Source organism: Halorussus sp. MSC15.2 (assembly GCF_010747475.1).
Classification (GTDB): domain Archaea; phylum Halobacteriota; class Halobacteria; order Halobacteriales; family Haladaptataceae; genus Halorussus.
The window spans coordinates 31,810-54,397 of the sequence record NZ_VSLZ01000007.1; the positions used below are offsets into that span (position 1 = coordinate 31,810).

The following is a 22,588-nucleotide window of genomic DNA, read 5'->3' on the forward strand; positions in this document are numbered from 1 at the left end:
AAGTTTCCGGGAAATAGTAAACGTTTAACCCTCGTCGCCCGCAAGCGAGAGTGAGGGCTGGTAGCTCAGTTAGGCAGAGCGTCTGGCTTTTAACCAGACGGTCAGGGGTTCAAATCCCTTCCAGCCCGCTACCTTTTGCGACGAGCACCACCGCGAGCGCCTCGTGCGCTCGTATCTCCGCGAGTCGTAATCGTACGAACGGTGAAGATTTGAACTCTGCAAGTCGCAGTCCCGGAAGCGCAACCCCGTGAGCATCCCGGAACGTCTTGCTCCGGTTCAAATCCCTTCCAGCCCGTTCTAACTACGACGAGCACCACCGCGAGCATCTCGTGGGCCGTACCTCTGGGGGTCCCACAGGACGACGCGAAAAGATTTGACCCCCGTCGACCGAATACTTATCAGCGAGGACGCAAAAGGAACGTTCATGGAAGATATCTTCGTCGGACGACTCATGTCGTCCCCCGTCGAGACGGTCTCACCGGACACCGAGGTTCACGTCGCGGCCGAGAAGATGATAGACGAGCGCATCGGGTCGGTCCTCGTCACGGACGACGAGGGCCAACTCGCCGGTATCCTGACCGCCACGGACTTCGTCCACATCGCCGCCGAACAGCGGTGGGCCGCCGACGCGACGGTTGAGACCTACATGACGACCGACGTGACGACGACGACGGCGAACGCCGAAATACGCGACGTCGCGGACACGATGATAGAACAGGGCTTTCACCACATGCCTGTCGTGGACGAGACCGAAGGCGTCGTCGGCATCATCACGACGACGGACATCACGGCGTACATGTCCCACGTTCAGACGCCGAGTCCGTCGTAATCGGCGCGTCGGCGGTTCCGGGTCGGTCTCCTGTCGCGGTCGAGTCGGTCGGCGACGAGCGTCGTTCACAGTCGCCGCAAAGTTTCGAGAATCGGACGAGCGGACGCTTCCGCGTCCTACGGTTCCCTCACGGAGTCGATTTTCATCAGCGGGTAGCCGTCCTCCATCTCCATCCGGGTGACGACTTCGACGCCCTCGTGGTCCACGACGATTTCGACCTCCATGAACCGGCCCGTGAGTTCCGTGTACCCGCCGGTCATCTCCGCCGCCAGTTTCTCGGTCAGAATATCGACGGTCACGCGCTCGCAGAACGGTTGGTTCTCGATGGCGTCCTCCATCGCGGTTTCGAGGCTGGGGGCGCTCTCGGGACTGACGGGCGTCCCGGCGAACTGGTGGTAGAGCGCACCGAACTTGATGCCCGCCTCGAAGCAGGCCGCGTCGCGGTCGGTGGGGTCCGAATCGGCGGGGCCGGTTCGTTCGGCGGAATCGGCGTCGCTGGAGTCCATAGTCGTGACCAAGCGGGCCTGCGAGAAAAGCCGCCCGGTCTGTGCGCCGGACCATCACGGAATACCTTTTAACGTCCAACACCTCATTCGCCCATGGACTATTCAGCGAATCTCGACAGAGCGATGGACGCGACACCCGACTTCGAAGAGCAGAGCGACCGATTCAGCTACCCCGACGCGGACGCCCAGAAGGACGGCGCGTTCACACGATTCACCAACTTGAGCGACGTCGCGGACGCGCTCGGCCGCGACACCGAACACATCCACAGCGCGCTCCAGCGCGAACTCGGGACCAACGGGAAACTCGAAGACGGTCGCGCCCGGTACAACGGGACCTTCTCGGGGTCCGACTTCGACGCCGCCCTCGAGAGCTACGTGCAGGAGTTCGTCCTCTGCTCGGAGTGCGGCCTGCCGGACACCCGCCTCGTCCGCGAGAACCGCAACCTGATGCTGCGGTGTGACGCCTGCGGAGCGTTCCGACCCGTCACCAAGCGGTCGAGTTCGACCCAGAACCAGAACCGCGACGCCGTCGAGGAGGGTGCCACCTACGAGGTCAAGATTACCGGCACCGGCCGAAAGGGCGACGGCGTGGCCGAGAAAGGCAAGTACACCATCTTCGTCCCCGGCGCACAGGAAGGCGACGTGGTGCAGATTTACATCAAGAACATCAGCGGGAATCTGGCGTTCGCGCGACTCGCCTGAAACTCTCTCGACTCGGTTCTCTTCCCGGTTCTTCTCCACGACCTCTTACTCCGTCAGCGGCAGAATAACGCCGAACACCAGCGGCGACAGGAGCGCGCCGAGCGTGCCGAGTATCTCCATATCGACGAACAGCGCGTTCTCCCACGCGGGGAGCGTGACGTGCATCGCCGCGGCGGCGAGTTCGGCACCCGCTCCGACCGCGAACAGCGTGATACTCAGCAGGAATCCGGCCTTCGTCAACCGCTGGTAGTTCAAGTCGCCGTATCGACCCATGTCGGCGAGGTAGCGTGTCGGTCGAGAAAAACGTTCCTGAACCTCCCGAACGCAAAACCCCTTTACACGCCGAGTTCGTCCGTCGGGGTGATGTACGAACTCCTGACGGAACTCGGGTCCGAGGTACTCGCGGTAGTCGCCTACGCTTTCGGAACCCTCGCGCTGTCGCTACTCGGTCTCTTCGCGGAGTACAACAGTCTCCAGCAACTCCTCGGCGGGGACAAAGTGCTCGCTGGCTGGTTCGCGGTCATGGGCATCGTCGCGCTCGCGTTCGCGGTGAACCTCGGGCGCGAGAAGCTGCTGCCGCAGCTCGCGGCGGACGACTGACCTGCGGAGGGCATCGACGTGACGCGCTCGGCCGGAGTCCGAGCGAATCGCACCTTACTTATCACCTGCTTCCCTCCCTTCAGTTGAATGGACGACCCAGTCCTGCTTACGGGCGCGGAAGGCCGCGTCGGGCAGGCCATCCTCTCGGACCTCTCGGCGGAGTACGAGTGGCGACTGCTCGACCGCGACCCGCCGACTCGCGAGACGAACCACGAGTTCGTCGTCGCAGACATCACCGACGAGGAGGCCGTCCGGGAGGCCATGGACGGCGTCGGCGCGGTCGTACACCTCGCCGGCGACCCACGTCCCGAAGCGCCGTGGAACAGCGTCCTGACGAACAACATCGACGGCACGCGCAACGTCTTCGAGGCCGCAATCGACGCGGGCGTCGAGAAGGTCGCGTTCGCCTCGTCGAACCACGCGGTCGGCGCGTACGAGACCGACGAGCGCACGCCCGAGATGTACCGCCGCGACGACGACTACCGACTCGACGGCACCGAGTTCCCCCGACCGGGCAACCTCTACGGCGTCAGCAAGGCGACCGGCGAGGTGCTGGGTCGGTACTACCACGACGAGCACGACCTCAGCGTCGTCTGCGTCCGCATCGGCAACCTCACCGAGAACCACCCGCCGAAGGACTACGAGCGCGGACAGGCGATGTGGCTCTCCCACCGGGACTGCGCCCACCTCTTCGACCGCTGTATCCGGGCCGACTACGACTTCGAAATCGTCTACGGCATCTCGGACAACGACCGGAAGTACTACTCCATCGAGCGCGCGAAGGAGGTGCTGGGCTACGACCCGCAGGACAACTCCGCGGAGTTCGCGGACGACGAAGCCGACGTGGCCGAGACCGGAGACGGAACCGAGGACGCCGACGATACCGGAAACGCGGCCGAGAGCCAGACGGACGACTGACCGGGCGTCAGTCGAACAGGCCTTCCACGTCCGATTCTCTGTGGTCGCGCTTTCCCACCGCGCCCGCCATTCGCTGGAAGATGATACCTCGATTCGCAGCGTCGCGTGCGAAGTCCATCACGAACGTCACGAACTGACTGGTCGCCTTCTCGTCGTCGAGGTCGTCGCGGGCGTACGCCACCGCCTTCTCGACGGTCTCCTCGTCGTAGCCGTACTCCTCGGCCAGCACCGCGGCGGCGACCGCGGCCGCGTCGAAGCGCAGGTCCTCGGGCCTGAGCGCCACGCCCTCGTAGGTCAGGCGCGGCAGCGCAGCGCGTTCGACGTGTTCCGGGTCGGCGGCGACGGCCCGGAGGTACGTCCGCACCTCGCCGACGTTCACTTCGCGGTAGTCCGCCGGGAGGTCGGCGAGGTACGTCGCCCCGCTCTCGGCGAGACCGCGGACGCCCGTCCAATTCGCGTCGTGGGCGTGGTGGACCGCGGCCGTGAACTGAATCAGGCCGTGGAGGAACCGCTCGTCGTCGGTGCCCGACTCCAAGTCGAGCCAGTGGTCCTCCCACGCGTCGTGGGCCGCGTGGTACTCGCCGTCGTTGTAGATGGCGATACCGGCCCGGAGGTGGTCGTCCATGCGACGCGCTTGGGCGTCGGCAAGCAAGTGCGTTCGGACTCGAAAGTATCAAATTCCCGGCGTGAATCTGTCGGTCCGATGCACCGCCGCCACCTCCTCGCGGTTGCTGGCAGTGTCACCCTGTTCGACACCGCCGGTTGCGCGACGAACGCCTGCTCGCCCTCCGAGACCGACGCAGTCGACCCGCCGCCGACGGCGTGGCTCCGGCCGCGCTACGGTCCGACGAACGCGGGCGCACCGACGAGTGGGAAGCGACGGCCGACCGAACGCGCCCCTCCCGACGACCCTGCGACAGCGTGGACCTACGACGTGCCCGACGACGGCGTGACCAGCGCGCCAGTCGTCGCCGACGGCACCGTCTACGTCGCCACGGGTCTCCCCGACCGGTCCCGGCAGGAGAGGACGGACGGCTCGCTGTTCGCAATCGACCCCGAGACTGGGACCGAAAATTGGTCGAGCGTGCTTCCGAAGGGCGCGACCGGGCCGCCGACGATTGCAGGGAATCAAGTGGTCGTGGGCGCGCGTGACGGCATTCTTCGCGGATTCGATACGGACGGTAAACTGCAGTGGAGAATCGGTTTCGACTCGGCACCGAACACCCCGGCCGTCGTCGGCGATATGGCCTACTTGACGACCGTGAACGGGACCGTTCGCGCCGCGGAACTCGGGAGCAGCGACGCCTGCTGGACCCACTCGCAGATGCGACCCCGCGACCACCTCGGCTTCGGTCGAACCTACTTCTCGGAAGCCAAACCGGCGGTCACTGACGGCGTCGTCTACGCCGCAACGGCGACGAGCAGCAGTTCCGAAGGCCGGGACATCCAGCACAGTCGCCTACTTGCCATCGACGCCGAGACCGGTGAGCGCCGCTGGCAGTACTGGTTCGACGCCGACGAACCGCCCCGGACGCCCGCGGTCCGAGACGGCGTCGTCTACGTCGCGGGCGGTGACGCGCTTCACGCCGTCAACGTCGCGTCGGGCGAGCGCCGCTGGTCGTTCGCCACCGGCTATCGGACGAGCAGTGCCCCCGCAATCGCGGACGGAACCGTCTACTGCTCCTCGAAGAACGTCTACGCGCTCGACGCCGAAACCGGCGACGAGCAGTGGCGACACGTCAACGAGGCCATTTCCGGGACGAGAAACCACGACGACGTGACCGCGCTCACGAACGCTCCCACGGTCGTCGGGAACACCGTCTACGTCGCGTTCGGCGCGCTCGACGCCGAAACGGGCGAGAAAGAGTGGGGCGAGTTTGGGAATCGGACCGACAGCGAGTACTACTATCTGACCGACCGCGACGCCGCGGCCGCCGGAGGTCCCGCGCTCGCGGACGGCGCGGCGTTCGTGACCGCGACGTACGGAACCGTTCACAGGTTCGGTGACGCATGAACCGTCGCGCGCTCCTCGCGGCCTACGGCGCGGCGCTCTCGGCGGGTTGTTCGGGGTGGAGTCCGCTCGGGGGACCCGTCGGGTCCGGGTGCGACATCGCGGACGAGGTGCCGGGTGATACCGAGTGGGGGTCGGCCCGCGGGGACACGCACAACACCGCCTCGACGCCCGCAGACCGGACGCCAGCGCCGCCCCTCTCGACTTCGTGGACGTTCTCGATACCGGGCGTGACCGGAATGCCGACCCCCACGGTGGTCGAGGACACGGTGTTCACCACCGACATGGACACGACCGTCTTCGCAATCGACGCCGAGTCCGGCGACCAGCGGTGGCAAACGGCGGTCGACGGCCCCGAGAGCGCGGTCGTGGTCGTGGACGGGACGGCAGTCGTCACGAGCGACGAGGGCGTCGTCTCGCTCGACGCCGCAGACGGGTCCGAGCGGTGGCGCACCGAGATACCGCCGACCTACAACACCTCACCTCTCGTCGCCGAGGGAGCGGTCTACGTCCCGTCCGACCTCTCGCTGGTCGCGCTCGACACCGACACCGGCGAGGAGCGGTGGCGATACACGACGGGACTGGAGACCGAAGCACCGCCCGCAGTCGCGGACGGCACGGTCTTCTTCGGCGACGGTGACGCCTACGTCTACGCGCTCGACGCCGTCGATGGGTCGGAGCGATGGCGGTTCAAAACTCGCGGAAGCGTCGAGTGCCCGCCGGCAATCGTCGGCGAAACGGTGTACGCCGGGTCGAACGACGGCCGAGTGTACGCCATCGACGCAGCGACGGGCGAGCGGCGCTGGTCACACGAGACCGACGGCCGTATCGAAGCACTCGCGGTCGGCCACGGGAGCGTCTACGCCGGAACCGACCAGCGACTTCACGCGGTCCGACGCAGTTCGGGCGAGCGCTGCTGGCGCTCGGACCGCTACGTCAGCCAGTACACCGGCGGTCCCGCGGTCGGCGGTGGCTACGTCTACGCCTCGACTGGTCGGAGCGGTGGCGATACCGACTTGCGCGAGACGGCAGTCGGCGCGTTCGACGCCGCGACCGGCGAACTCGTCTGGCGGTTCGGACCCGCCGAGAACCGACAGGTAGACCTCGGTCCCGCGATAGCGAACGGCGCGCTGTTCGCCGCTGGTGGCGGAGCGGGGAACCTCGAAGTCGCCCGACTCGACCCGAAGTAGGTGTCGCGTCAACTCGTCGAGTTCGAAGTGTTCGCGATGCGGACTCCTCGCCTCGCTGCGCGGGCGTGCATCTGGTCTGCTCGAATCTCCGCAGATGGAGTATCCGCGACGCGGACTCCTCGCTTCGCTCTTCGTCGTTGCGTCGCGGCAGAAACGTCCTGACGGAGATTTGAACCTGACGAGACGGTCCGGGCGTGTGGCGCTTCGCGCCAGTCCGGGCGTGCGACTCGTCTGCTCGAATCTCCGTAGTTGGAGTTTTCACTCCACGGTCGTGCGAGACCCAAAGAAGGGTCTCGCGGACTTGCTCCGTGAAAACGTCCTGACGGAGATTTGAACTCCGGTCCCTGGCTCCGCAAGCCAAGAGGATAGTCCACTACCCTATCAGGACTCAACTCTACGTTGGCCGGTTCCACTAATAGGGGTTACGGTCTGATTACGCGGGTGACACAGCGACGCAAGGACAAATCGCTATTTTTGCATTCGTGAAGACTTTGAAACCGCGTCGCCTTGGAGTCAGTATGGACCGACGAGAAATGCTCACACGTTTCGGTGGCGTCCTCGGTGCGGTTTCGCTCGGTGGCTGTCTCGGCCAGTACGAGGACCTCGCCGGGAGTGACGGCGACTCGACCACCTCCGAATCGACCACGGCGGCCGGTGAGACGACTACCGAGGGTGAACCGGACGGCCAGCAATCGTCGCTGACCGACTCCTCGTTCGACCCCGCGACGGCCGAGTGCGGGAAACCCGCGGGCGACGCTAGCGTCCAGTTCTCTCAGGAGAACGGGTCGGTCACCGTCACGGGGACGATTTCGGGGTCGAACACGTGCTACACCGCGAAACTCGCCGACGCGAGCTACGACCCCGAGAGCGGGACGCTCGACGTGACCGTCGCCTCGGTGCAGAAGGGCGGGGCCGACGCGTGCGCTCAGTGTATCGTGGAAATCGAGTACGAGGCGACGTTCTCGTTCGATGGCGCTGTGCCCGCGAGCGTGTCGGTCGTCCACGAGGCGATGGGCGACACGACGACGGTCACGACGGCCGAGTCGGGGTGACGGCGACCGTAGCGACGAGGTAGAGCCGGGTCGTCGAGACTGTGCGCCGGACGCCGCGTCGAGCGAAGATTTATACCCGGGTGGGCGACCAACTCGGACCGTGACCCATCGACGACCAGTCCCTAATCCCGGGCGGACCTCGCCTCGAAAACCGACCGACGCGACCGAGGTGAGAGCGCGCTCTCGACAAAGACAATACTTAAGCGCGGGCCACCCCTTCCGTGCAATACGATTATGGGCGCGATAGAGGACGTTTACGCCGACCTCGACGCCGACGTATCTCTTGAGGAGTTCCGCGAGGCGGTCGAGGAGAAGGTCGAGCAGATGGGCGGTCTCGCCGACGAGGAGACCGCCGCGATGCTCATCGCCCACGAGATGGACGAGGAGGGCGGCGAAGTCGAGAGCATCGCCGACATCGAACCCGGCATGGAAGAGGTGAAGTTCGTCGCCAAGGTGGTCGGCGTCGGCGACGTTCGGACGTTCGAACGCGACGACGAGGACCGCGACGAGGGCCGCGTACTGAACGTCGAGGTGGCCGACGAGACCGGTTCCATCCGCATCACGTTCTGGGACAAACAGGCCGATGCGGGCGAGGAGGAACTCGAAGTCGGCGACACCCTCCGCATCTCCGGACGACCCAAAGAGGGGTACAACGGCGTGGAGGTCAACGTCAACGACGCCGAGGCCGACGACGAGACCGACGTCGACGTACAGGTTCAGGACACCTACCGCGTCGAGGACCTCTCGCTGGGTCTCTCCGACGTGAACCTCCGCGGCAAGGTGCTGGACACCGACGAGGTGCGCACCTTCGACCGCGACGACGGGTCGGAGGGGAAGGTCGCCAACCTCAAACTCGGCGACTCAACCGGCCGCATCCGAGTGACGCTCTGGGACGAACGCACCGACCGCGCCGAGGAACTCGACCCCGGCGTCTCGGTCGAGGTCGTGGACGGCTACGTCCGGGAGCGCGACGGGAGTCTGGAACTCCACGTCGGCAACCGCGGCGCGGTCGAGGAAATCGACGAGGACGTGGAGTACGTCCCCGAGACCGCCGACATCGGCGACCTCGAAATCGGCGACGAGGTGGACATCGGCGGCGTCGTGCGTTCGACCGACCCCAAGCGCACCTTCGACCGCGACGACGGGTCGGAGGGACAGGTCCGAAACGTCCGGGTTCAGGACGAGACCGGCGACCTCCGGGTCGCGCTCTGGGGCGAGAAGGCCGACATCGACATCGCGCCCGGCGACGAGATTCAGTTGGCCGACATCGAGATTCAGGACGGCTGGGAGGACGACATCGAAGGCTCTGCCGGGTGGCAGTCCACCGTGACCGTCCTCGGCGAGGCCGACCCGTCCGTCGGCGGTGGCGCGAGCGACACCGGCGGTGACGGCGACGGCGCGAGCAGCGGAACGGGTCTGGACGCCTTCGGCGGTGACGACGGAGGCGCAACCGACGACGGCGATGCGGACACTGCTTCCGGTGCAGACGGTAGCGACGCCGACGGCGAGTTCGTCGAGTTCACCGGAACCGTCGTGCAGGCCGGCGACCCGATAATTCTGGACGACGGCGAGGAGACCGTCAGCGTCGAGTCGGGGGCCGACGTGACCCTCGGACAGAAGGTGACCGCGCGCGGCGAACTCCGAGACGGAACACTCGACGCCGAGGACGTGTTCTAATCCCGGAATAATCCACGTTCGAAAACCGACTCTGGTTCCTCGAAAGACGCTTTGGAAAGAACTAAGGGCGCGAGATTCCCGGATTCTGGTATGAGCGTCGAGTTACCGTTCGCGCCGATAGACACGATAATCAGACGGAACGCGGGGGAACTTAGAGTCAGCGCGGACGCCGCCGAGGAGTTGGCTCGGCGGATTCAACGCCACGGGGCCGAACTCGCGGTCGATGCCGCCGAACACGCCACCGCAGACGGTCGCAAGACGCTGATGAGTCAGGACTTCGGCGTCGAGCAGGTGGTGGACAAGGAGAGTCTCGAACTCCCCGTCGCTCCGGTGGACCGCATCGCCCGACTCGAAATCGACGACAGCTACCGAGTCGCCATGGACGCTCGCATCGCGCTGGCGGACATCCTCGAAGACTACGCGGACAACGTCGCCGAGGCGGCCGCCATCCTCGCACGCCACGCCGACCGCCGAACTGTTAAGGCCGAGGACATCGACACGTACTTCGAACTGTTCGAGTGAGTCCCTGCGGACGCCTCGTTTCGCGTGTCGAAATGCCGCGGGGAGCGAAGCGGTTAAATTCCACTGTGCTCCAATGAAACACGTGCTACCAACTACCGAGTTCCTCTCCCGGTCGGGAGCGACCGACCCGTAATCATGAACTTCGGCTACAGCGAAACATGTCTCGCTCACGACACCGGCGAGCGCCACCCCGAAAATCCGGACCGACTCCGGGCCATCCAAGAGGGGCTGGCGCGCAAGCACAGCGTCGAGTACGTAAACGCCGATAGCGCCACGCGGGACGGCGTCGAGGCGGTCCACGACTCGGACTACGTCGCCGAGTTTCGGGAGTTCTGCGAGTCGGGCGGCGGAAACTGGGACCCCGACACCGTGGCGGTCGAGGCGACGTGGGAGGCCGCGCTCAAGTCGGCCGGACTGGCCTGTTGGTCCGCGGAGAAAGCCCTCGACGGCGACGACGGCCGGGACACGCCCTTCGCGCTCGGGCGGCCGCCGGGCCACCACGCGGTCGAAGACGACGCGATGGGGTTCTGTTTCTTCAACAACGTCGCCGTCGCCGCCCGCCACGTCATCGATGCCGACGACACCGACGCGGACAGCGTCGCCATCTTCGACTGGGACGTCCACCACGGAAACGGCACGCAGGACATCTTCTACGAGGCAGGCGACGTATTCTACGCCTCGTTCCACGAGGAGGGTCTGTACCCGGGGACGGGCGAAATCGAGGAGACCGGCGAGGGTGAAGGGGCGGGCACGACGCTCAACGTTCCGCTACCCGCGGGCGCGGGCGACCCCGAGTACCGCGACGCCTTCGACGAACTGGTCGCCCCGGCGCTGCGCGACTTCGGCCCGGACCTCCTGCTGGTGAGCGCGGGGTTCGACGCCCACCGCCACGACCCCATCTCCCGGATGCGGGTCTCGACGGACGGGTACGGGATGCTCACCGACCGCGTCCGCGACGCGGCCGCGGAGACCGACGCCGCCCTCGGGTTCGTCCTCGAAGGTGGCTACGGACTCGATACGCTGGCCGAGAGCGTGGCCGAAGTCCACGAGATTTTCGACGGGAAGCGCCCGCTGACGTCCGACGACGATGCCAACGACGACGTGCGCGAACGAATCGAAGAAATTCGGAATTCGCATCCGGCGTTCGACGAATAGAAGCGGTCTACTCCTCGGGTTCGACCCACGCCAGCCGCATCGCGTTGCCAGTCACGCCCAGACTCATCCCCATGTCGCCGACGACGATGGCCACCGCCACCGAGACGAGTCCGAGGGGCGCGCCCACCGCCAGCACCGCCTTGACCGCGAGACTGGCCCAGATGTTCTGCCGGATGACGCGGTTGGCCGTCCGCGAGAGTCGGTAGAGGTACGGCACCTTCCGGAGGTCGTCGCCGAGCAGGGCGATGTCGGCCGTCTCGATGGCGGTGTCGGTCCCGGCTGCGCCCATCGCCACGCCGACCGTGGCGGCGGCCAGCGCGGGCGCGTCGTTCACGCCGTCGCCGACCATCGCCACCGTGCCGTGCGTCTCGGTCAGTTCCTCGACGGCCTCGACCTTCTGCGCCGGGAGGAGTTCGGCCCGGAACTCGTCCACGCCGACTTCCTCGGCGACCGCACGGGCGGTGCCCTCGTTGTCGCCGGTCAGCATGACGCACTCGATGCCGAACTCCTGCAGGCGGGCGACCGTCTCGCGCGCGGCGGGGCGCACCTCGTCGGCGATGGCGAGGACGCCCTCCAGTTCGTCCTCGGTCCCGACGAGGACCACCGTCTTGCCCTCGCGCTGGAACCGCGGTACCACGTCCGCGAGCAGGTCGAGGCAGTCCTCGCGGTCGTCGCACTTGCTCTCGGCGGCCGCCTCCGCGACGACTTCGCCGCCGTCGGACCGGCGGTCCGACGAGGCTCGCGAACCGGTAGTTCGCTCACCGCCGTCCGTCGAGAGGTGGACGTGGCCCAAGTCGAACCCGAGTTCCTCGAAGAGCGCGGGCTTTCCGGCGTAGTGGGTCACGCCGCCGAGGTCGGCCCGGACGCCCTTCCCGGTCAGACTCTCGAAGTTCTCGATGGGTCGGTCCTCGCCCGCCTCGTCGTGGGGGTCGCCGGTCTCGTGAGCGTACGCCACGATGGCCTCCGCGATGGGGTGTTCGCTCCGGCGTTCGAGGTCGTGCGCGCAGCGGAGCAGTTCGGACTCGTCGGTGCCGTCGAGCGGGACCGCGTCGGTCACCGCGAGGTTCCCCTCGGTCAGCGTCCCGGTCTTGTCGAAGGCGACGGCCTCGACCGCACCCATCGATTCAAGGTGCGGGCCGCCCTTCACGAGGACGCCGTTCCGGGCCGCGCTCGTGACCCCCGAGACGACAGAGACGGGCGTCGAGATGACGAACGCGCACGGGCAGGCCACCACGAGCAGCGTGAGACCGCGCACGAACCACTCGCGGAAGGCACCGCCGAGCAGGAGCGGCGGCCCGAAGGCGGTCAGCAGGGCCGCGACGACGATGACGGGAGTGTAGTAGGACGCGAACGTCTCGATGAACTGCTCGCGGTCGGTCCGGTCGCGCTGGGCGTCGCCGACCAACTCGATAACCTGCGAGAGGGTGGTCTCGTCGGCCTCCGCGGTCGCCTCGACTTCGAGGTACCCCTCCTCGTTAACCGTCCCGGCGTACACCTCGTCGCCGGGCGACTTGTCCACGGGGACGCTCTCGCCCGTGATGGGGGCCTGATTCACGGCGCTCGTCCCCTCCACCACGTCGCCGTCCACGGGTATCTTCTCGCCGGGGCGGACGACGACCGTCTCGCCGACCGCGACCTCCTCGACGGGGACGGTCTCCTCTCGGACGCCGTCGCCGCTCGCGTCGGCGCGCTTGACGGTCGCGGTGTCGGGCGAGAGGTCCATCAGTTCTCGGACGGAGTTCCGCGCGCGGTCCATCGAGAAGCGTTCGAGGAGTTCGGCCACGCTGTAGAGCACGGCCAGCGTCGCGGCCTCGAAGTAGAGACCGACCGCCGCCGCGGCGAGGACGCCGGCGCCCATCAGCAGGTCGATGTCGAGACTCAGGTTCTTCGCGGAGTAGTAGCCGTTCCTGAGAATCTCCTGTCCCGCGACCCCGGCCGCGAGCAGGAGCAGCACCGAGGAGACGTGGAACTCACGGCCCACCGCGGAGAACAGCAGCGCGTCGGCGCTGGTCAGCAGGAATTCGAGGACCAGTCCCGCGAGCATGAGGACGCCGCCGGTCCACGTCTTGAGCGCGCGCGGACTCGTCCAGACTTCGGCCGATTCGGCCACGTCCGGCCCGCCGCCGTCGCTCGTCGCGCCTTCGACCTCGTAGCCCGCGGCCTCGACCGCCGCGACGATTCGCTCGCGGTCGGCGTCGCCGGTCACGATGACTTCGCCGGTCGCGGGTCGGGTCTCGTACTCGACGCCCGCCACGCCGTCGAGGGCGTTCCCGACCTTGCCCGCGCAGGAGGGGCAGTCCATCTCGGGCACCGATAGTCGAAGCTCTCGGTCGGTTCCGTTCTCACCTTCGACCGCGTACCCGGCGGCCTCCACGCGCTCGCGGACGGCCGCGGAGTCGGTCGATTCGCCGTCGTACGTGACCGTGAGTGTGCCGGTCGTCGGTGCTGCGTCGATGTCGTCTACGCCGTCGAGTCGCTCGACGCTGCCGGTCACCTTCCCGGCGCAGGACGGACAGTCCATCTCGGGGACAGATAACCGGACCGTCCGTTCGCGTTCGTCTGTCGTCATTGGTCGGTAGTAGTCGCTGAGGAGTTATTAATTGCTCTATCAGTATCCCGGGTTCGACTAGGAGTGATTAACAACCCACTCCGACTCGATTATTAAATGCGCAGTAATCACGCGTTCAGTAAGATTATGCGCACGTTTCCGGCGGCACGGAACAGTTCAGCAGCGTTCATTGCGTTACGCATCGGTCGTAATCGCAAACAATACCGAACCATCTGTCCGTCTTATTGTGAAAGACTCCCAAGTGAAGGTCGATGAGCGCCATCGAAATGGGAATCGAGATGAGCGTCCTGAAAATCGGGGCCGCCGTCACGGTGGTCGCCGCCGAGATACTCGGGGCACTCGCGCTCCTGATTGTCGCACTGGGGTAGCACGCGACATCGGGACGAAACGAGACACGTGCGGTGCTGTTCGTACGAAAAGCGGCTGAGGGGAGTAAGCCCCCTTCTGTTCCTCCGAGTATTCGGCTGAGCGTCCGCGCGGTCGTCCGGGCTACCTAATCCGCGCGGACTTGCACCGGCGAGGATTCGCCGTTCCATCCGTTCTCTCCCGTCCGCGCACTGGCAGCGCCAGCACGCTCGCGCGGCGGTTCGTCCGCCGCACGTCCCTCGGTGGGTCAACTCCCCGTTCCTTTACTCGGCGCGTGCCTTCGTTCGGTTCGGGTTCGCGCACCTCATCGGTCGAGGAGAGCGGTCTCGTTTCTGTTCCAGAGCCAGCGGTCTCCCGCTCCGGACTTGCGTCCGGTCGCCCGCCCGGACGGTGGGGGGACTTTCCTCACGCGGGCACCGGCGAGTGCCGACGCCCCCGCGGGAACTCGGCTCCCTCTGCCACCCTATCGTAGCCCCCGGTCGGGTTTAAGGAGTTCGGTGGAACGGTCGGAACGCCCGCCGAAACGGGATGTTACCAGGACGGAAGAGGAACGTTACGCCCTGATAACCGCTCCCACATGAAACGTAGCGGGACGTTTCTGCGTTTAGTATTGAAGGGAAGACTTGAAGGTACTTCCTGCCCAATGAATGTGTGTATGGCACAGGCTCAGGCAGTGACTCTCTCCTACGAGGATGGTACGCGGGCCGTAGAACTCGCACGCGAATCCGTCGAATCCTACGTTATCAACGGGCAACGCGAACAGCCCGGTAGCATGCGAGAAGCGTTCTACGCTCGAACCGGAGTGTTCGTCCGTCTCTCCTCGACCCGGGGGCGCGGCCGTCTCCGAGGATGCGACGGTGCGTACGAAGGCACCGACCAACTCGGTCACCTCATCGTGGACTCGGCCATCAGCGCCGCGAGCGATACCTCGTGCGGTTCCGAAGTGGAGGAAGCCGAACTTCCCAACCTGAAAATCTCGGTCTGCGTCGTCCGTGATACTCAGTTCTCGGAGGACCCGGTGGAGGACATCGAACTCGGCACGCACGGCGTCGCAATCGAAGGTCGGGGCGAGCAGGCGTGGATGTACCCGACGCTCCCCATCGAGAACGAGTGGAGCGTCTTCGAGTACCTCGACCGGACCTGCCGGAAAGCCGGACTCCCGAAGGGCGCGTGGGAGGACGACGACGTGATGGTGACGCTGTTCGACGGGCAGGTCTTCAGCGAGCGCGAACCCGAAGGAACCGTCGAAGAACTGTAGCGGTCGTACTTTTCCGACACTTACGTCTCGTTCGCTTTCTCGTCGGTAGACCTGTCTTACTCTCACGCCGAGAGCGCGGTCGGTAGAAGGGACGTCCGGTTACTCTCGGAACCCGACCAGTTCGGCGTCCTCCCGCGCGCGCTCGGCGGCCTCGTCCACGTCGAACTCCCGGACGAGTTCGCCGTCCCGAATCAGCGGTTCCAGCAGCGGTTCGCCGTCTTCGGGGTCGGCGCGGTCCGCGAGTCCCACGTGGTGGCCGCCGTCGGGCGTCCGGAACACCTGCTTGGTCCCGGAGAGTTTGCCCCGCTTGGCGACGAGTTCGCCGTCGAGTTTCACGATGTCGAGCGCGAAGTCCAGCGGGTCGGCGTTGCTGACGTGGCCGCCGACGCCGAACCCGTCGGCGACGTCCCGGAGCGTCCGGAGGTTCTCGGGACCGAGTCCGCCACTGACGAAGATGTCCACGTCCTCGTGGCCGCGGGCGTCGAGTTCCCACCGGACCTCTCGGACGATGTGTCGGAAGTCGCCGCGTCGGGAACTCGTCGTGTCGAGGCGCACCCCGTCGAGGGCCTCGCCCAGCGCCTCGGCCGCCCGGATGCTCTCGTCTTTCTCGTCGGAGTAGGTGTCGCAGATGGCGATGCGGGGGACGTCGGGGTCCACCGACTCGTCGAACGCCTCCCACGCGGTCTCTTGGTCGCCGAAGGCGATGACCAGCGCGTGGGGCATCGTCCCGCTGGCCTCTCTGCCGAGTACTTCGCCCGCCGCGACGTGCGAGAAACCGTCGAGTCCGGCGACGAGCGCGCCTCGCTCCACGACGGCCGCGAGCGAGGGGTGGACGTGGCGCGCGCCGAAACTCAGCACCGACGAGTCCGGGGCGGCCCGGCGGGTCTCCAGCGCCGCGGTGGCAATTCCGCTCTGGTGGGAGAGCAGTCCCAGCAGCGAGGTCTCGTACCGCGCGAAGTCGAGGTAGTCGCCTTCGATGCGCATCACCGGACCGCCGTCGAACAACCGGCCCTCGCGCACGGCGTCCACGTCCACGGGGAGTCCTTCGAGCAGGTTGGCGGCGTCTTTCACGCCCGCCAGCAGGTCGAACTCGCCGGTCGGGAACTGGTCCTGCGTCACTTCCGCCACGACGCGAGGGTTCCGGTCTGCGGCCTCCAGCGTCTCCTCGGTCCGCAGGAAGTAGGCGTCGGTCGCCGTCCCGTCACGGATGGCCGACTCCGAGACAACGTCGAATCCACCGCTCATCGCCACCACCTCGGGTGAGTCATGCGCGGACGTACCCGCGCCGAAGCGAAAAAGGTCCCGTTTACCGGCCGTCGAAAAGAGGGAACTGCGGTCGGTGTGGCGTCGCTTACTGCGTCGGGGCCGCGCCCCGCCGAACGTCCGAGAGGTCAGAGACCGACGGCGCGTTCACGACGACGACCGTGTCGCCACGCTGCTGGACGTAGAAGGCGTCGGCGAACTCGTTGCCCTCGATGCGCCACGTGTTCGCGCGACCGTCCACTTTCGTCGCGTCGTTGTACTTCAGCACCTTACGGTAGCCTTCCACGAACTCCTTGGCGTCCTGCTCGGAGTCCCAGACGGACTTCCAGACGTACCCGGTCTCGTTGACCGCCGCGTCGTCGTTGGTGTAGACGGCGAGTTTGTCGCCGTCCCACCCGGTCGAGTAGGTGCTGTTGTAGTTCAGCGGGTCGAACTCCCGGATTTGGTCGCTGCCCTTCTTCATGTTGAAGAACTGCGTGGCCGGGACGACCTGCGTCTGGCCCTGACTCGCGTAGTAGGGGTACACGAACATCGCGAAGATACCGGCCTCGCCGACGCTACCGTAGTTGGGTCGGTTCTGCACTTTCAACCGCTCCCAACCGTTACTGGCCCGGTTCTCGACGGTGAACTCCGCGGGGGCGTCCGTGCCGTACTTGTCGGGATGGATGACCTGCTCGGTGCTCTCCGGCGGGTTCTCGTAGAGGTCGTTGACCGCCTCCCAGCCACCCCGTCTGTGGACGCCGCGAACGAACGGCGGGCCGTCGCTGTAGGGTTGGTACTTGATGAGGTACGGTCCGATGTTGGCGAGACCGCTCCCCGACCCGCCGGACGATTCGGGGGTCAGGCAGTCGCCGTTCCACTCGTTCTTGCAACGCTGCGAGTAGAGGTGGTCCACGTAGTTCCCGTCGCCCTCGATGATGCCGTCCTTCGCGTTGTGGAGTTCGCGCGTGGACTGGTTGAACCCAGAGAGGTTGAACTTCTGGTCCTGAAGCGCGTGGAACAGTTCCTGCGAGAGGGTAATCTCGTCGAGTTTGGGCGTCGTCGCGTTCTCGGAGATGACGACGATTTTCTCCTCGCCCGGACTGTAGAACCCGCCGACCGACGACCCGGAGTTGCTGTTCTGGACCGCGAGGGAGTCGGTCGATTCGTTGACCATGAACAGCGACTCGTACTTCACGTTGTCGAGCAGTCGCCGGTCGTCGGGCGTCGAACCGTTGGACTGGCGCGACCGGAACTCCTCGCGGGTCACGATGTCCACGGGGACCTGCGCTTCGAATTCGAGTTCGCGGACCTGTTCGACGCGGGCCATCGAGCGGGCGACCGTCTCGTTGAGTTCGGTCGCGTTCAACCCGTCGTCGGGGTTCACGTCGATGGTCTCGTTGTACCAGTAGCCCGCCTCCCACCCCAGCACGTCGGAGTCGGGGTCGTCGGGCTTGACGACCTGTTGGCCCGATGAACCGTCGGTCCCAGAACCGGGTTGGGTCGTCGCTCCCGTCACGTCGTCGGTCGTATCGGTCGTCGTTCCCGCGCCGGGGGCCTGCGAACAGCCCGCGACGACGAGCATCAGAGCGACCGCGATTGCGATAGTCGTACGCATTTCCTGTGACCGTGACGTGGGTCTACACCGACAAAAACCTCTTGATGAAACGATGAAATGAACCTGCGTGCGGGGAGGGGCGTCGATTGCCGGCGAAACGCGACCCAACTGTCAGCAAACGTTTTCGGCGACGAGTGACTACTGTCGGACATGAGCTTCGACCCGGACTCGACCGCCGTCGTGGTCGTGGACATGCAGAACGGCTTCTGTCACCCCGACGGGAGTCTCCACGCGCCCGCCAGCGAGGACGCAATCGCCGACGTGACCGACGTGGTCTCGGCCGCGCGCGACGCTGGCGCGTCGGTCGTGTACACCCGCGACGTCCACCCGCCTGAACAGTTCGAGGGCAACCACTACTACGACGAGTTCGAGCGCTGGGGCGAACACGTCCTCGAAGACTCGTGGGACGCCGAACTGGTCGCCGACCTCGACGTGCGCGAGGGCGACCACGTCGTGACGAAGCACACGTACGACGCCTTCTATCGCACGGACCTCGAAGGCCACCTCGACGCGCACGGAATCGACGACCTGCTGCTCTGCGGGACGCTGGCGAACGTCTGCGTCCTCCACACCGCGGGGAGCGCGGGGCTTCGAGATTACCGGCCCGTCCTCGTCGAGGACGCGCTGGGCTACATCGAGGCGGACCACAAGGAGTACGCGGTCGAACACTCGGACTTCCTGTTCGGCGAAGTGACGACGAAAGACGAAATCGAGTTCGAGTAATCAGCGAACTTCTACTTCCACCGCTTCGCCAACCTCGAACTCGGCGTCCGGACAGACGAGTTTCGCGCCGAGCGCCTCGCGCGCGACGAACAGCGAGAGACCGGTAATCGGCGTCCCGTTCGCAAACACCGTCACGTCGTCCCACGGAATCGTCCGGCCCTCGGCGGTGCCGACCCGCCGACCTGCGAGCGAGACCGGCCCGTCGCGTCCCGTTCCGCGAAGAATTCCGCCGCCGTCGTAGTGTGGGAGTCCGCCGTCGAGAATCCCACCGCTTTCTGCGGAGATACCCGCGAACCGCTCGCCCGGCGTGGGGTGGTCGGGTGCGTCGAGGACGGCGTAGGTCTCGCCCGCGGCGACGACCGTCCCCCGACCGTCCCACGCGACGCCCGCGAGTTCGACCTCGGGCGCTATCTCGACCGGGAGCGACCCCGACGCCCGGTAGGGGTTCGCGTCGAGCGACCGAAAGCCGAGGTGGATGTGGTTGTCCACCCACGGCGCGAAGAATCCCGAGCGCACCATCTCGCCGAGCGAGTCGCCCAACGCCACCTCGTCGCCGGGTTCGACAGCGGGTTCGACGTGGAGGATTCGGGCGAGGTACTCGCCGGTCTCGACGACAATGAGGTGGTCGTGTTCGACGGCGTAGTCCTTCGACGGCGCGGAGACCGTTCGGGTCGCCACGACTTCGCCCGCGACGGGACTCGGCGCGGCGGTTTCACGAGTTCCGCCGTCTCCGGTCTCTCGCCAGTCGCCCTCGTGCGGATACAGGTCGATAGCGCACCCCTCGTCGTGGGCGGCGTACGGTGAGTTGTACAGCGAGAACCGCGGGAACTGCTCCAGCGCGTGTGGGCCGACCGTGACCATCGTCCGCGTCTCGGAGACGCGAGGGTTTAGGTACTCCGGATGTGAAGGGCCGGGCATGCGCGTACTCCGCGGCCGGGCGGCCGACCGGGACGCCGACCGCGAAGTCGTCGCCCGACTGCTCGAACAGGTGGCCGAGGACGGTGAACCGGCGGTCCGGGCGTGGCGGCCCCACCGTCAACTCGCGTTCGGCCGACGCGACTCCCGGGCCGACGGCTACGAGGCGGCCACGGAGGCGGCCGACTCCCACGACTTCCCCCCGGTCGAGCGGTCCGTCGGCGGCCGAGCGGTCGCCTACACCGGAAACACCGTCGCGTTCGCGAAGGTCCTCCCCTTGGAGGACATGCGCGTCGGGATGGACGAACGCTACGAGCGAGTGACGCGGGCGGTCCAGCGCGCGCTCTGGCATCTCGGCGTCCCGGCGTCCCGCGGCGAACCCGAAGCGAGTTTCTGTCCGGGCGACTACTCGCTCCAGCGCGACGGGAAACTCGTCGGCGTGGCCCAGCGCGTCCGGAAGAACGCCGCGCTGGTCTCCGGCGTCGTCGTCGCGTGCGACCGCGAGGAAATCGCCGACGTCCTCGACCCGGTGTACACCGCACTCGGCATGCCCTTCGACCCGGAGTCGGTCGGAAGCGTCGCCGACGCGGGCGGCAACGGCGACCCCGACGAAGTGGCTCGGACCGTCGAGGAACTGCTGGTCGGCGACGCCGAGACCGAAGTCGTGTCGGTTCCTGACGTCGCAGACGCCGGAACTGCCGACTGACGCGATTCTCCGACAGAACCGGCAGGAGAACGTTTATCGGAGGCCGATTCGAATCTGGAGCGAGTGACTCGCATGCTCGGAACGGCCCTCTTCGGCTTTCTCGGCGTTACCTCGCTGATTTCTGGCTGTTACGGACTGTGGCTAACCGCGCGAGGGAGTCACGAGGACCTCGACCCGCGCTGGCGGTTCCGACCGCTGTTCAGACTCGCGGGCCTGTACGACAGCACCGTCGCCCGCCGGGCGTTCTGGCTCGTCGGCGCGGTTTCGATGCTCGTCAGCGGTGTCTTCTTCGCGTTTATGGCCGTCTGGTCGTTCCGCGCGTGACTAGTCGAACGGCGGGGTGGAGCGGATGGACGACCGACGGTCGGGACGAGAACCCGCGGTCCGGAACTCGCAATCGGGACCCTTAGGACGCCCACCCTCGAACTGCCCGACGACTAATGCTCACTATTCGGAACGCGACGCTCGCGGACGGCCGACAGGTAGACGTTCGCATCGACACGTCCGCTGGCCGCATCGCGGGGGTCGGTTCGACGCTCACAGAGTCCGGCGACTCCATCGACGCCACCGGGAAACTCCTCCTCCCGGGGATGATAGACGCACACGTCCACTTCCGTCAACCCGGGTTCGACCACAAGGAGACGTGGGAGACCGGGAGCAGGTCGGCCGCGGCGGGCGGCGTGACCACTGTGGTGGACCAACCGAACACCGACCCGCCGACCGTGGACGGCGAGGCCTTCGACCGGAAGGCCGAACTCGCGGCCGACTCCTACGTCGATTACGGTATCAACGGCGGCGTGACGCCCGACTGGGACCCCGACGAACTGTTCGACCGGCCCGTGCTGGCGCTCGGCGAGGTGTTCCTCGCGGACTCGACCGGCGAGATGGGCATCGAGGAGGACCTGTTCCGGGAGGCCGTCGAGCGCGCGACCGACGAGTACCGGGTCGTGACGGTCCACGCCGAGGACGCCGACCTGTTCTCCGAGGACGCGAGAGAGCGCGACGGCGACGACTACGACGCGTGGAGCGCCTACCGGACAGCGGAGGCCGAGGCCGCGGCGGTCGAGCGCGCGGTCGAAATCGGCGCGGAGGAAGACGCCAGTATCCACGTCGCCCACACCAGTACGCCCGAGGGCGTGGACACTGCCAAAGCTGGCGGCGCGACCTGCGAGGTGACGCCCCACCACCTCTTCCTCTCGCGCGAGGACTACGACGAGTTAGGCACCTTCGGCCGGATGAACCCGCCGCTCCGGAGCGAGGAGCGCCGCAAGGCCCTGTTCGAGCGCGTCGCCGACGGGACGGTCGATATGGTCGCCACCGACCACGCGCCTCACACCCGCGAGGAGAAGGACGCCGACATCTGGGACGCACCGAGCGGAGTGCCGGGCGTCGAGACGGTCCTGCCGCTCCTGCTCGAAGAGGCCCGGAAAGACAACCTGAGTTACGAGCGCGTCCGGGACCTGACCGCGGCCAACCCAGCCGACGTGTTCGGCCTGACCCGGAAGGGAGCGGTCGAGCAGGGGCTGATAGCCGACCTCGTGCTGGTGGACCCCGACGACTCCAGAGAGATTCGCGGCGAGGACCTCCACTCGAAGTGCGGGTGGACCCCGTTCGAGGGGATGGCCGGCGTCTTCCCCGAGTTGACGATAGTTCGCGGAAGCGTGGTCTGGGCCGACGAGGAGTCGGCACCGGTCTCGCCCAGCGGAACCGACGGCGAGTTCGGCGACCCGGTCGGACGGAACGTCCGGGGGTGAGGGTGACTCGCGTACGTCGGAAGCTGACGATTTCCAAGCTGACCGGAAAATACCGAACGTGTAGATAGCGTTTGTCTAACTGTTAATCGAGATACGAAACGAATGTCTGTTTCCACGGCGAAGAATGGAAATTGTTGCCTACACAGTCGCCACTATATTGAAATGCGGCATAGAGTGTGTTGTCGGCGGACCCCCGCCGACTGAAGCACCGCTACTCGAACGCAACCGAACAGAAGGGTACTCGTCCGCCAACGGAACCTGCGACGGGGACGCTT

At 66.5% G+C, this 22,588-nt stretch carries 22 protein-coding genes, 2 tRNA genes and 1 other RNA gene; 16 read left to right on the top strand and 9 right to left on the bottom strand.

Annotated features, from left to right (window positions below):
* Window positions 1-54: 54 nt before the first annotated feature.
* Both FXF75_RS19410 and FXF75_RS19415 read left to right on the top strand, forming a co-directional pair.
* Window positions 55-128, top strand: a tRNA-Lys gene (locus FXF75_RS19410).
* A 296-nt stretch (window positions 129-424) separates the two neighbouring features.
* Window positions 425-829: a CBS domain-containing protein gene (locus tag FXF75_RS19415; protein WP_163523677.1), complete on the top strand. Its 405-nt coding sequence runs from the start codon at window positions 425-427 to the stop codon at window positions 827-829.
* A gap of 116 nt (window positions 830-945) precedes the next feature.
* On the opposite strand, the gene FXF75_RS19420 is transcribed toward FXF75_RS19415, so the two are convergent.
* On the bottom strand, window positions 946-1,335 hold the full coding sequence (locus FXF75_RS19420) for a dihydroneopterin aldolase family protein (protein ID WP_163523679.1): 390 nt from the start codon (window positions 1,333-1,335) through the stop codon (window positions 946-948).
* Between the two features lie 93 nt (window positions 1,336-1,428).
* On the opposite strand from FXF75_RS19420, the gene FXF75_RS19425 reads away from it, so the two are divergent.
* Window positions 1,429-2,037, top strand: a complete 609-nt coding sequence (locus FXF75_RS19425; protein ID WP_163523681.1) for a translation initiation factor IF-2 subunit beta — start codon at window positions 1,429-1,431, stop codon at window positions 2,035-2,037.
* 45 nt (window positions 2,038-2,082) lie between these two features.
* On the opposite strand, the gene FXF75_RS19430 is transcribed toward FXF75_RS19425, so the two are convergent.
* Entirely contained in the window at window positions 2,083-2,310 is a 228-nt protein-coding gene (locus FXF75_RS19430) for a hypothetical protein (protein WP_163523683.1), read from the bottom strand.
* A gap of 90 nt (window positions 2,311-2,400) precedes the next feature.
* Between FXF75_RS19430 and FXF75_RS19435 the strand changes: the two genes are divergently transcribed.
* Window positions 2,401-2,637: a hypothetical protein gene (locus FXF75_RS19435; RefSeq protein ID WP_163523685.1), complete on the top strand. Its 237-nt coding sequence runs from the start codon at window positions 2,401-2,403 to the stop codon at window positions 2,635-2,637.
* 87 nt (window positions 2,638-2,724) lie between these two features.
* Window positions 2,725-3,555: an NAD-dependent glucose-6-phosphate dehydrogenase Azf gene (gene azf, locus FXF75_RS19440; protein ID WP_163523687.1), complete on the top strand. Its 831-nt coding sequence runs from the start codon at window positions 2,725-2,727 to the stop codon at window positions 3,553-3,555.
* A 7-nt stretch (window positions 3,556-3,562) separates the two neighbouring features.
* Here azf and FXF75_RS19445 read toward each other — a convergent pair whose 3' ends face one another.
* The gene (locus tag FXF75_RS19445; RefSeq protein ID WP_163523689.1) at window positions 3,563-4,180 is read right to left on the bottom strand and encodes a DUF309 domain-containing protein; all 618 of its coding nucleotides are present in this window, start codon (window positions 4,178-4,180) and stop codon (window positions 3,563-3,565) included.
* Window positions 4,181-4,258: 78 nt separating this feature from the next.
* On the opposite strand from FXF75_RS19445, the gene FXF75_RS19450 reads away from it, so the two are divergent.
* Window positions 4,259-5,569 carry a PQQ-binding-like beta-propeller repeat protein gene (locus FXF75_RS19450; protein WP_163523691.1) on the top strand — a complete coding sequence of 437 codons (1,311 nt, stop codon included), beginning with the start codon at window positions 4,259-4,261 and terminating at the stop codon, window positions 5,567-5,569.
* On the top strand, window positions 5,566-6,756 hold the full coding sequence (locus FXF75_RS19455) for a PQQ-binding-like beta-propeller repeat protein (protein WP_163523693.1): 1,191 nt from the start codon (window positions 5,566-5,568) through the stop codon (window positions 6,754-6,756). Before FXF75_RS19450 ends, FXF75_RS19455 begins: the two co-directional genes overlap by 4 nt.
* Before the next feature lie 315 nt (window positions 6,757-7,071).
* Here FXF75_RS19455 and FXF75_RS19460 read toward each other — a convergent pair.
* Window positions 7,072-7,144 (bottom strand) — tRNA-Arg (locus tag FXF75_RS19460).
* Window positions 7,145-7,274: 130 nt separating this feature from the next.
* Here FXF75_RS19460 and FXF75_RS19465 point away from each other — a divergent pair.
* From FXF75_RS19465 to FXF75_RS19480, 4 genes are all read left to right on the top strand, one after another.
* The gene (locus FXF75_RS19465; RefSeq protein WP_163523695.1) at window positions 7,275-7,808 is read left to right on the top strand and encodes a hypothetical protein; all 534 of its coding nucleotides are present in this window, start codon (window positions 7,275-7,277) and stop codon (window positions 7,806-7,808) included.
* Between the two features lie 234 nt (window positions 7,809-8,042).
* On the top strand, window positions 8,043-9,485 hold the full coding sequence (locus FXF75_RS19470; protein WP_163523697.1) for a single-stranded DNA binding protein: 1,443 nt from the start codon (window positions 8,043-8,045) through the stop codon (window positions 9,483-9,485).
* Window positions 9,486-9,575: 90 nt separating this feature from the next.
* The gene (locus FXF75_RS19475; protein ID WP_163523699.1) at window positions 9,576-10,007 is read left to right on the top strand and encodes a histone; all 432 of its coding nucleotides are present in this window, start codon (window positions 9,576-9,578) and stop codon (window positions 10,005-10,007) included.
* A gap of 135 nt (window positions 10,008-10,142) precedes the next feature.
* Entirely contained in the window at window positions 10,143-11,162 is a 1,020-nt protein-coding gene (locus FXF75_RS19480) for a histone deacetylase (protein WP_163523701.1), read from the top strand.
* Between the two features lie 7 nt (window positions 11,163-11,169).
* Here the strand turns inward: FXF75_RS19480 and FXF75_RS19485 are convergent, their stop codons facing one another.
* On the bottom strand, window positions 11,170-13,731 hold the full coding sequence (locus FXF75_RS19485) for a heavy metal translocating P-type ATPase (RefSeq protein ID WP_163523703.1): 2,562 nt from the start codon (window positions 13,729-13,731) through the stop codon (window positions 11,170-11,172).
* 421 nt (window positions 13,732-14,152) lie between these two features.
* Window positions 14,153-14,557: RNase P RNA component (gene rnpB, locus FXF75_RS19490), an RNA gene on the bottom strand.
* 195 nt (window positions 14,558-14,752) lie between these two features.
* On the opposite strand from rnpB, the gene FXF75_RS19495 reads away from it, so the two are divergent.
* The gene (locus FXF75_RS19495) at window positions 14,753-15,355 is read left to right on the top strand and encodes a TIGR00296 family protein (protein WP_163523704.1); all 603 of its coding nucleotides are present in this window, start codon (window positions 14,753-14,755) and stop codon (window positions 15,353-15,355) included.
* Window positions 15,356-15,454: 99 nt separating this feature from the next.
* Here FXF75_RS19495 and FXF75_RS19500 read toward each other — a convergent pair whose 3' ends face one another.
* Together FXF75_RS19500 and FXF75_RS19505 are read right to left on the bottom strand one after the other, a co-directional pair.
* Window positions 15,455-16,600: a nicotinate phosphoribosyltransferase gene (locus tag FXF75_RS19500; RefSeq protein ID WP_163523706.1), complete on the bottom strand. Its 1,146-nt coding sequence runs from the start codon at window positions 16,598-16,600 to the stop codon at window positions 15,455-15,457.
* Window positions 16,601-16,706: 106 nt separating this feature from the next.
* Window positions 16,707-18,215: an Hvo_1808 family surface protein gene (locus FXF75_RS19505; protein WP_163523708.1), complete on the bottom strand. Its 1,509-nt coding sequence runs from the start codon at window positions 18,213-18,215 to the stop codon at window positions 16,707-16,709.
* A 150-nt stretch (window positions 18,216-18,365) separates the two neighbouring features.
* On the opposite strand from FXF75_RS19505, the gene FXF75_RS19510 reads away from it, so the two are divergent.
* Complete coding sequence (locus tag FXF75_RS19510) at window positions 18,366-18,938, top strand: cysteine hydrolase family protein (protein WP_163523710.1); 573 nt, start codon at window positions 18,366-18,368, stop codon at window positions 18,936-18,938.
* Here FXF75_RS19510 and FXF75_RS19515 read toward each other — a convergent pair whose 3' ends face one another.
* Complete coding sequence (locus FXF75_RS19515; protein ID WP_375335553.1) at window positions 18,939-19,856, bottom strand: hypothetical protein; 918 nt, start codon at window positions 19,854-19,856, stop codon at window positions 18,939-18,941. It lies immediately after the preceding gene.
* On the opposite strand from FXF75_RS19515, the gene FXF75_RS19520 reads away from it, so the two are divergent.
* From FXF75_RS19520 to FXF75_RS19530, 3 genes are all read left to right on the top strand, one after another.
* Complete coding sequence (locus FXF75_RS19520) at window positions 19,855-20,559, top strand: lipoate--protein ligase family protein (protein WP_163523712.1); 705 nt, start codon at window positions 19,855-19,857, stop codon at window positions 20,557-20,559. The two genes, FXF75_RS19515 and FXF75_RS19520, sit on opposite strands and share 2 nt — an antisense overlap.
* A 63-nt stretch (window positions 20,560-20,622) precedes the next feature.
* A complete protein-coding gene (locus FXF75_RS19525) occupies window positions 20,623-20,883 on the top strand; it encodes a hypothetical protein (protein ID WP_163523714.1) in 261 nt (86 codons plus the stop codon).
* A gap of 116 nt (window positions 20,884-20,999) precedes the next feature.
* A complete protein-coding gene (locus tag FXF75_RS19530) occupies window positions 21,000-22,313 on the top strand; it encodes a dihydroorotase (RefSeq protein WP_163523716.1) in 1,314 nt (437 codons plus the stop codon).
* The last annotated feature ends 275 nt before the right edge of the window (window positions 22,314-22,588 follow it).

What these genes read in the sequence shown, in the direction of transcription:
- FXF75_RS19520 (WP_163523712.1), top strand. Translation starts at nt 19,855, where the DNA reads ATGCGCGTACTCCGCGGCCGGGCGGCCGACCGGGACGCCGACCGCGAA.
- FXF75_RS19450 (WP_163523691.1), top strand. Translation starts at nt 4,259, where the DNA reads ATGCACCGCCGCCACCTCCTCGCGGTTGCTGGCAGTGTCACCCTGTTC.
- FXF75_RS19420 (WP_163523679.1), bottom strand. Translation starts at nt 1,335, where the DNA reads ATGGACTCCAGCGACGCCGATTCCGCCGAACGAACCGGCCCCGCCGAT.
- azf (WP_163523687.1), top strand. Translation starts at nt 2,725, where the DNA reads ATGGACGACCCAGTCCTGCTTACGGGCGCGGAAGGCCGCGTCGGGCAG.
- FXF75_RS19480 (WP_163523701.1), top strand. Translation starts at nt 10,143, where the DNA reads ATGAACTTCGGCTACAGCGAAACATGTCTCGCTCACGACACCGGCGAG.
- FXF75_RS19425 (WP_163523681.1), top strand. Translation starts at nt 1,429, where the DNA reads ATGGACTATTCAGCGAATCTCGACAGAGCGATGGACGCGACACCCGAC.
- FXF75_RS19470 (WP_163523697.1), top strand. Translation starts at nt 8,043, where the DNA reads ATGGGCGCGATAGAGGACGTTTACGCCGACCTCGACGCCGACGTATCT.
- FXF75_RS19510 (WP_163523710.1), top strand. Translation starts at nt 18,366, where the DNA reads ATGAGCTTCGACCCGGACTCGACCGCCGTCGTGGTCGTGGACATGCAG.
- FXF75_RS19415 (WP_163523677.1), top strand. Translation starts at nt 425, where the DNA reads ATGGAAGATATCTTCGTCGGACGACTCATGTCGTCCCCCGTCGAGACG.
- FXF75_RS19465 (WP_163523695.1), top strand. Translation starts at nt 7,275, where the DNA reads ATGGACCGACGAGAAATGCTCACACGTTTCGGTGGCGTCCTCGGTGCG.
- FXF75_RS19515 (WP_375335553.1), bottom strand. Translation starts at nt 19,856, where the DNA reads ATGCCCGGCCCTTCACATCCGGAGTACCTAAACCCTCGCGTCTCCGAG.
- FXF75_RS19430 (WP_163523683.1), bottom strand. Translation starts at nt 2,310, where the DNA reads ATGGGTCGATACGGCGACTTGAACTACCAGCGGTTGACGAAGGCCGGA.
- FXF75_RS19500 (WP_163523706.1), bottom strand. Translation starts at nt 16,600, where the DNA reads ATGAGCGGTGGATTCGACGTTGTCTCGGAGTCGGCCATCCGTGACGGG.
- FXF75_RS19485 (WP_163523703.1), bottom strand. Translation starts at nt 13,731, where the DNA reads ATGACGACAGACGAACGCGAACGGACGGTCCGGTTATCTGTCCCCGAG.
- FXF75_RS19455 (WP_163523693.1), top strand. Translation starts at nt 5,566, where the DNA reads ATGAACCGTCGCGCGCTCCTCGCGGCCTACGGCGCGGCGCTCTCGGCG.
- FXF75_RS19505 (WP_163523708.1), bottom strand. Translation starts at nt 18,215, where the DNA reads ATGCGTACGACTATCGCAATCGCGGTCGCTCTGATGCTCGTCGTCGCG.
- FXF75_RS19445 (WP_163523689.1), bottom strand. Translation starts at nt 4,180, where the DNA reads ATGGACGACCACCTCCGGGCCGGTATCGCCATCTACAACGACGGCGAG.
- FXF75_RS19475 (WP_163523699.1), top strand. Translation starts at nt 9,576, where the DNA reads ATGAGCGTCGAGTTACCGTTCGCGCCGATAGACACGATAATCAGACGG.
- FXF75_RS19495 (WP_163523704.1), top strand. Translation starts at nt 14,753, where the DNA reads ATGGCACAGGCTCAGGCAGTGACTCTCTCCTACGAGGATGGTACGCGG.
- FXF75_RS19530 (WP_163523716.1), top strand. Translation starts at nt 21,000, where the DNA reads ATGCTCACTATTCGGAACGCGACGCTCGCGGACGGCCGACAGGTAGAC.
- FXF75_RS19435 (WP_163523685.1), top strand. Translation starts at nt 2,401, where the DNA reads ATGTACGAACTCCTGACGGAACTCGGGTCCGAGGTACTCGCGGTAGTC.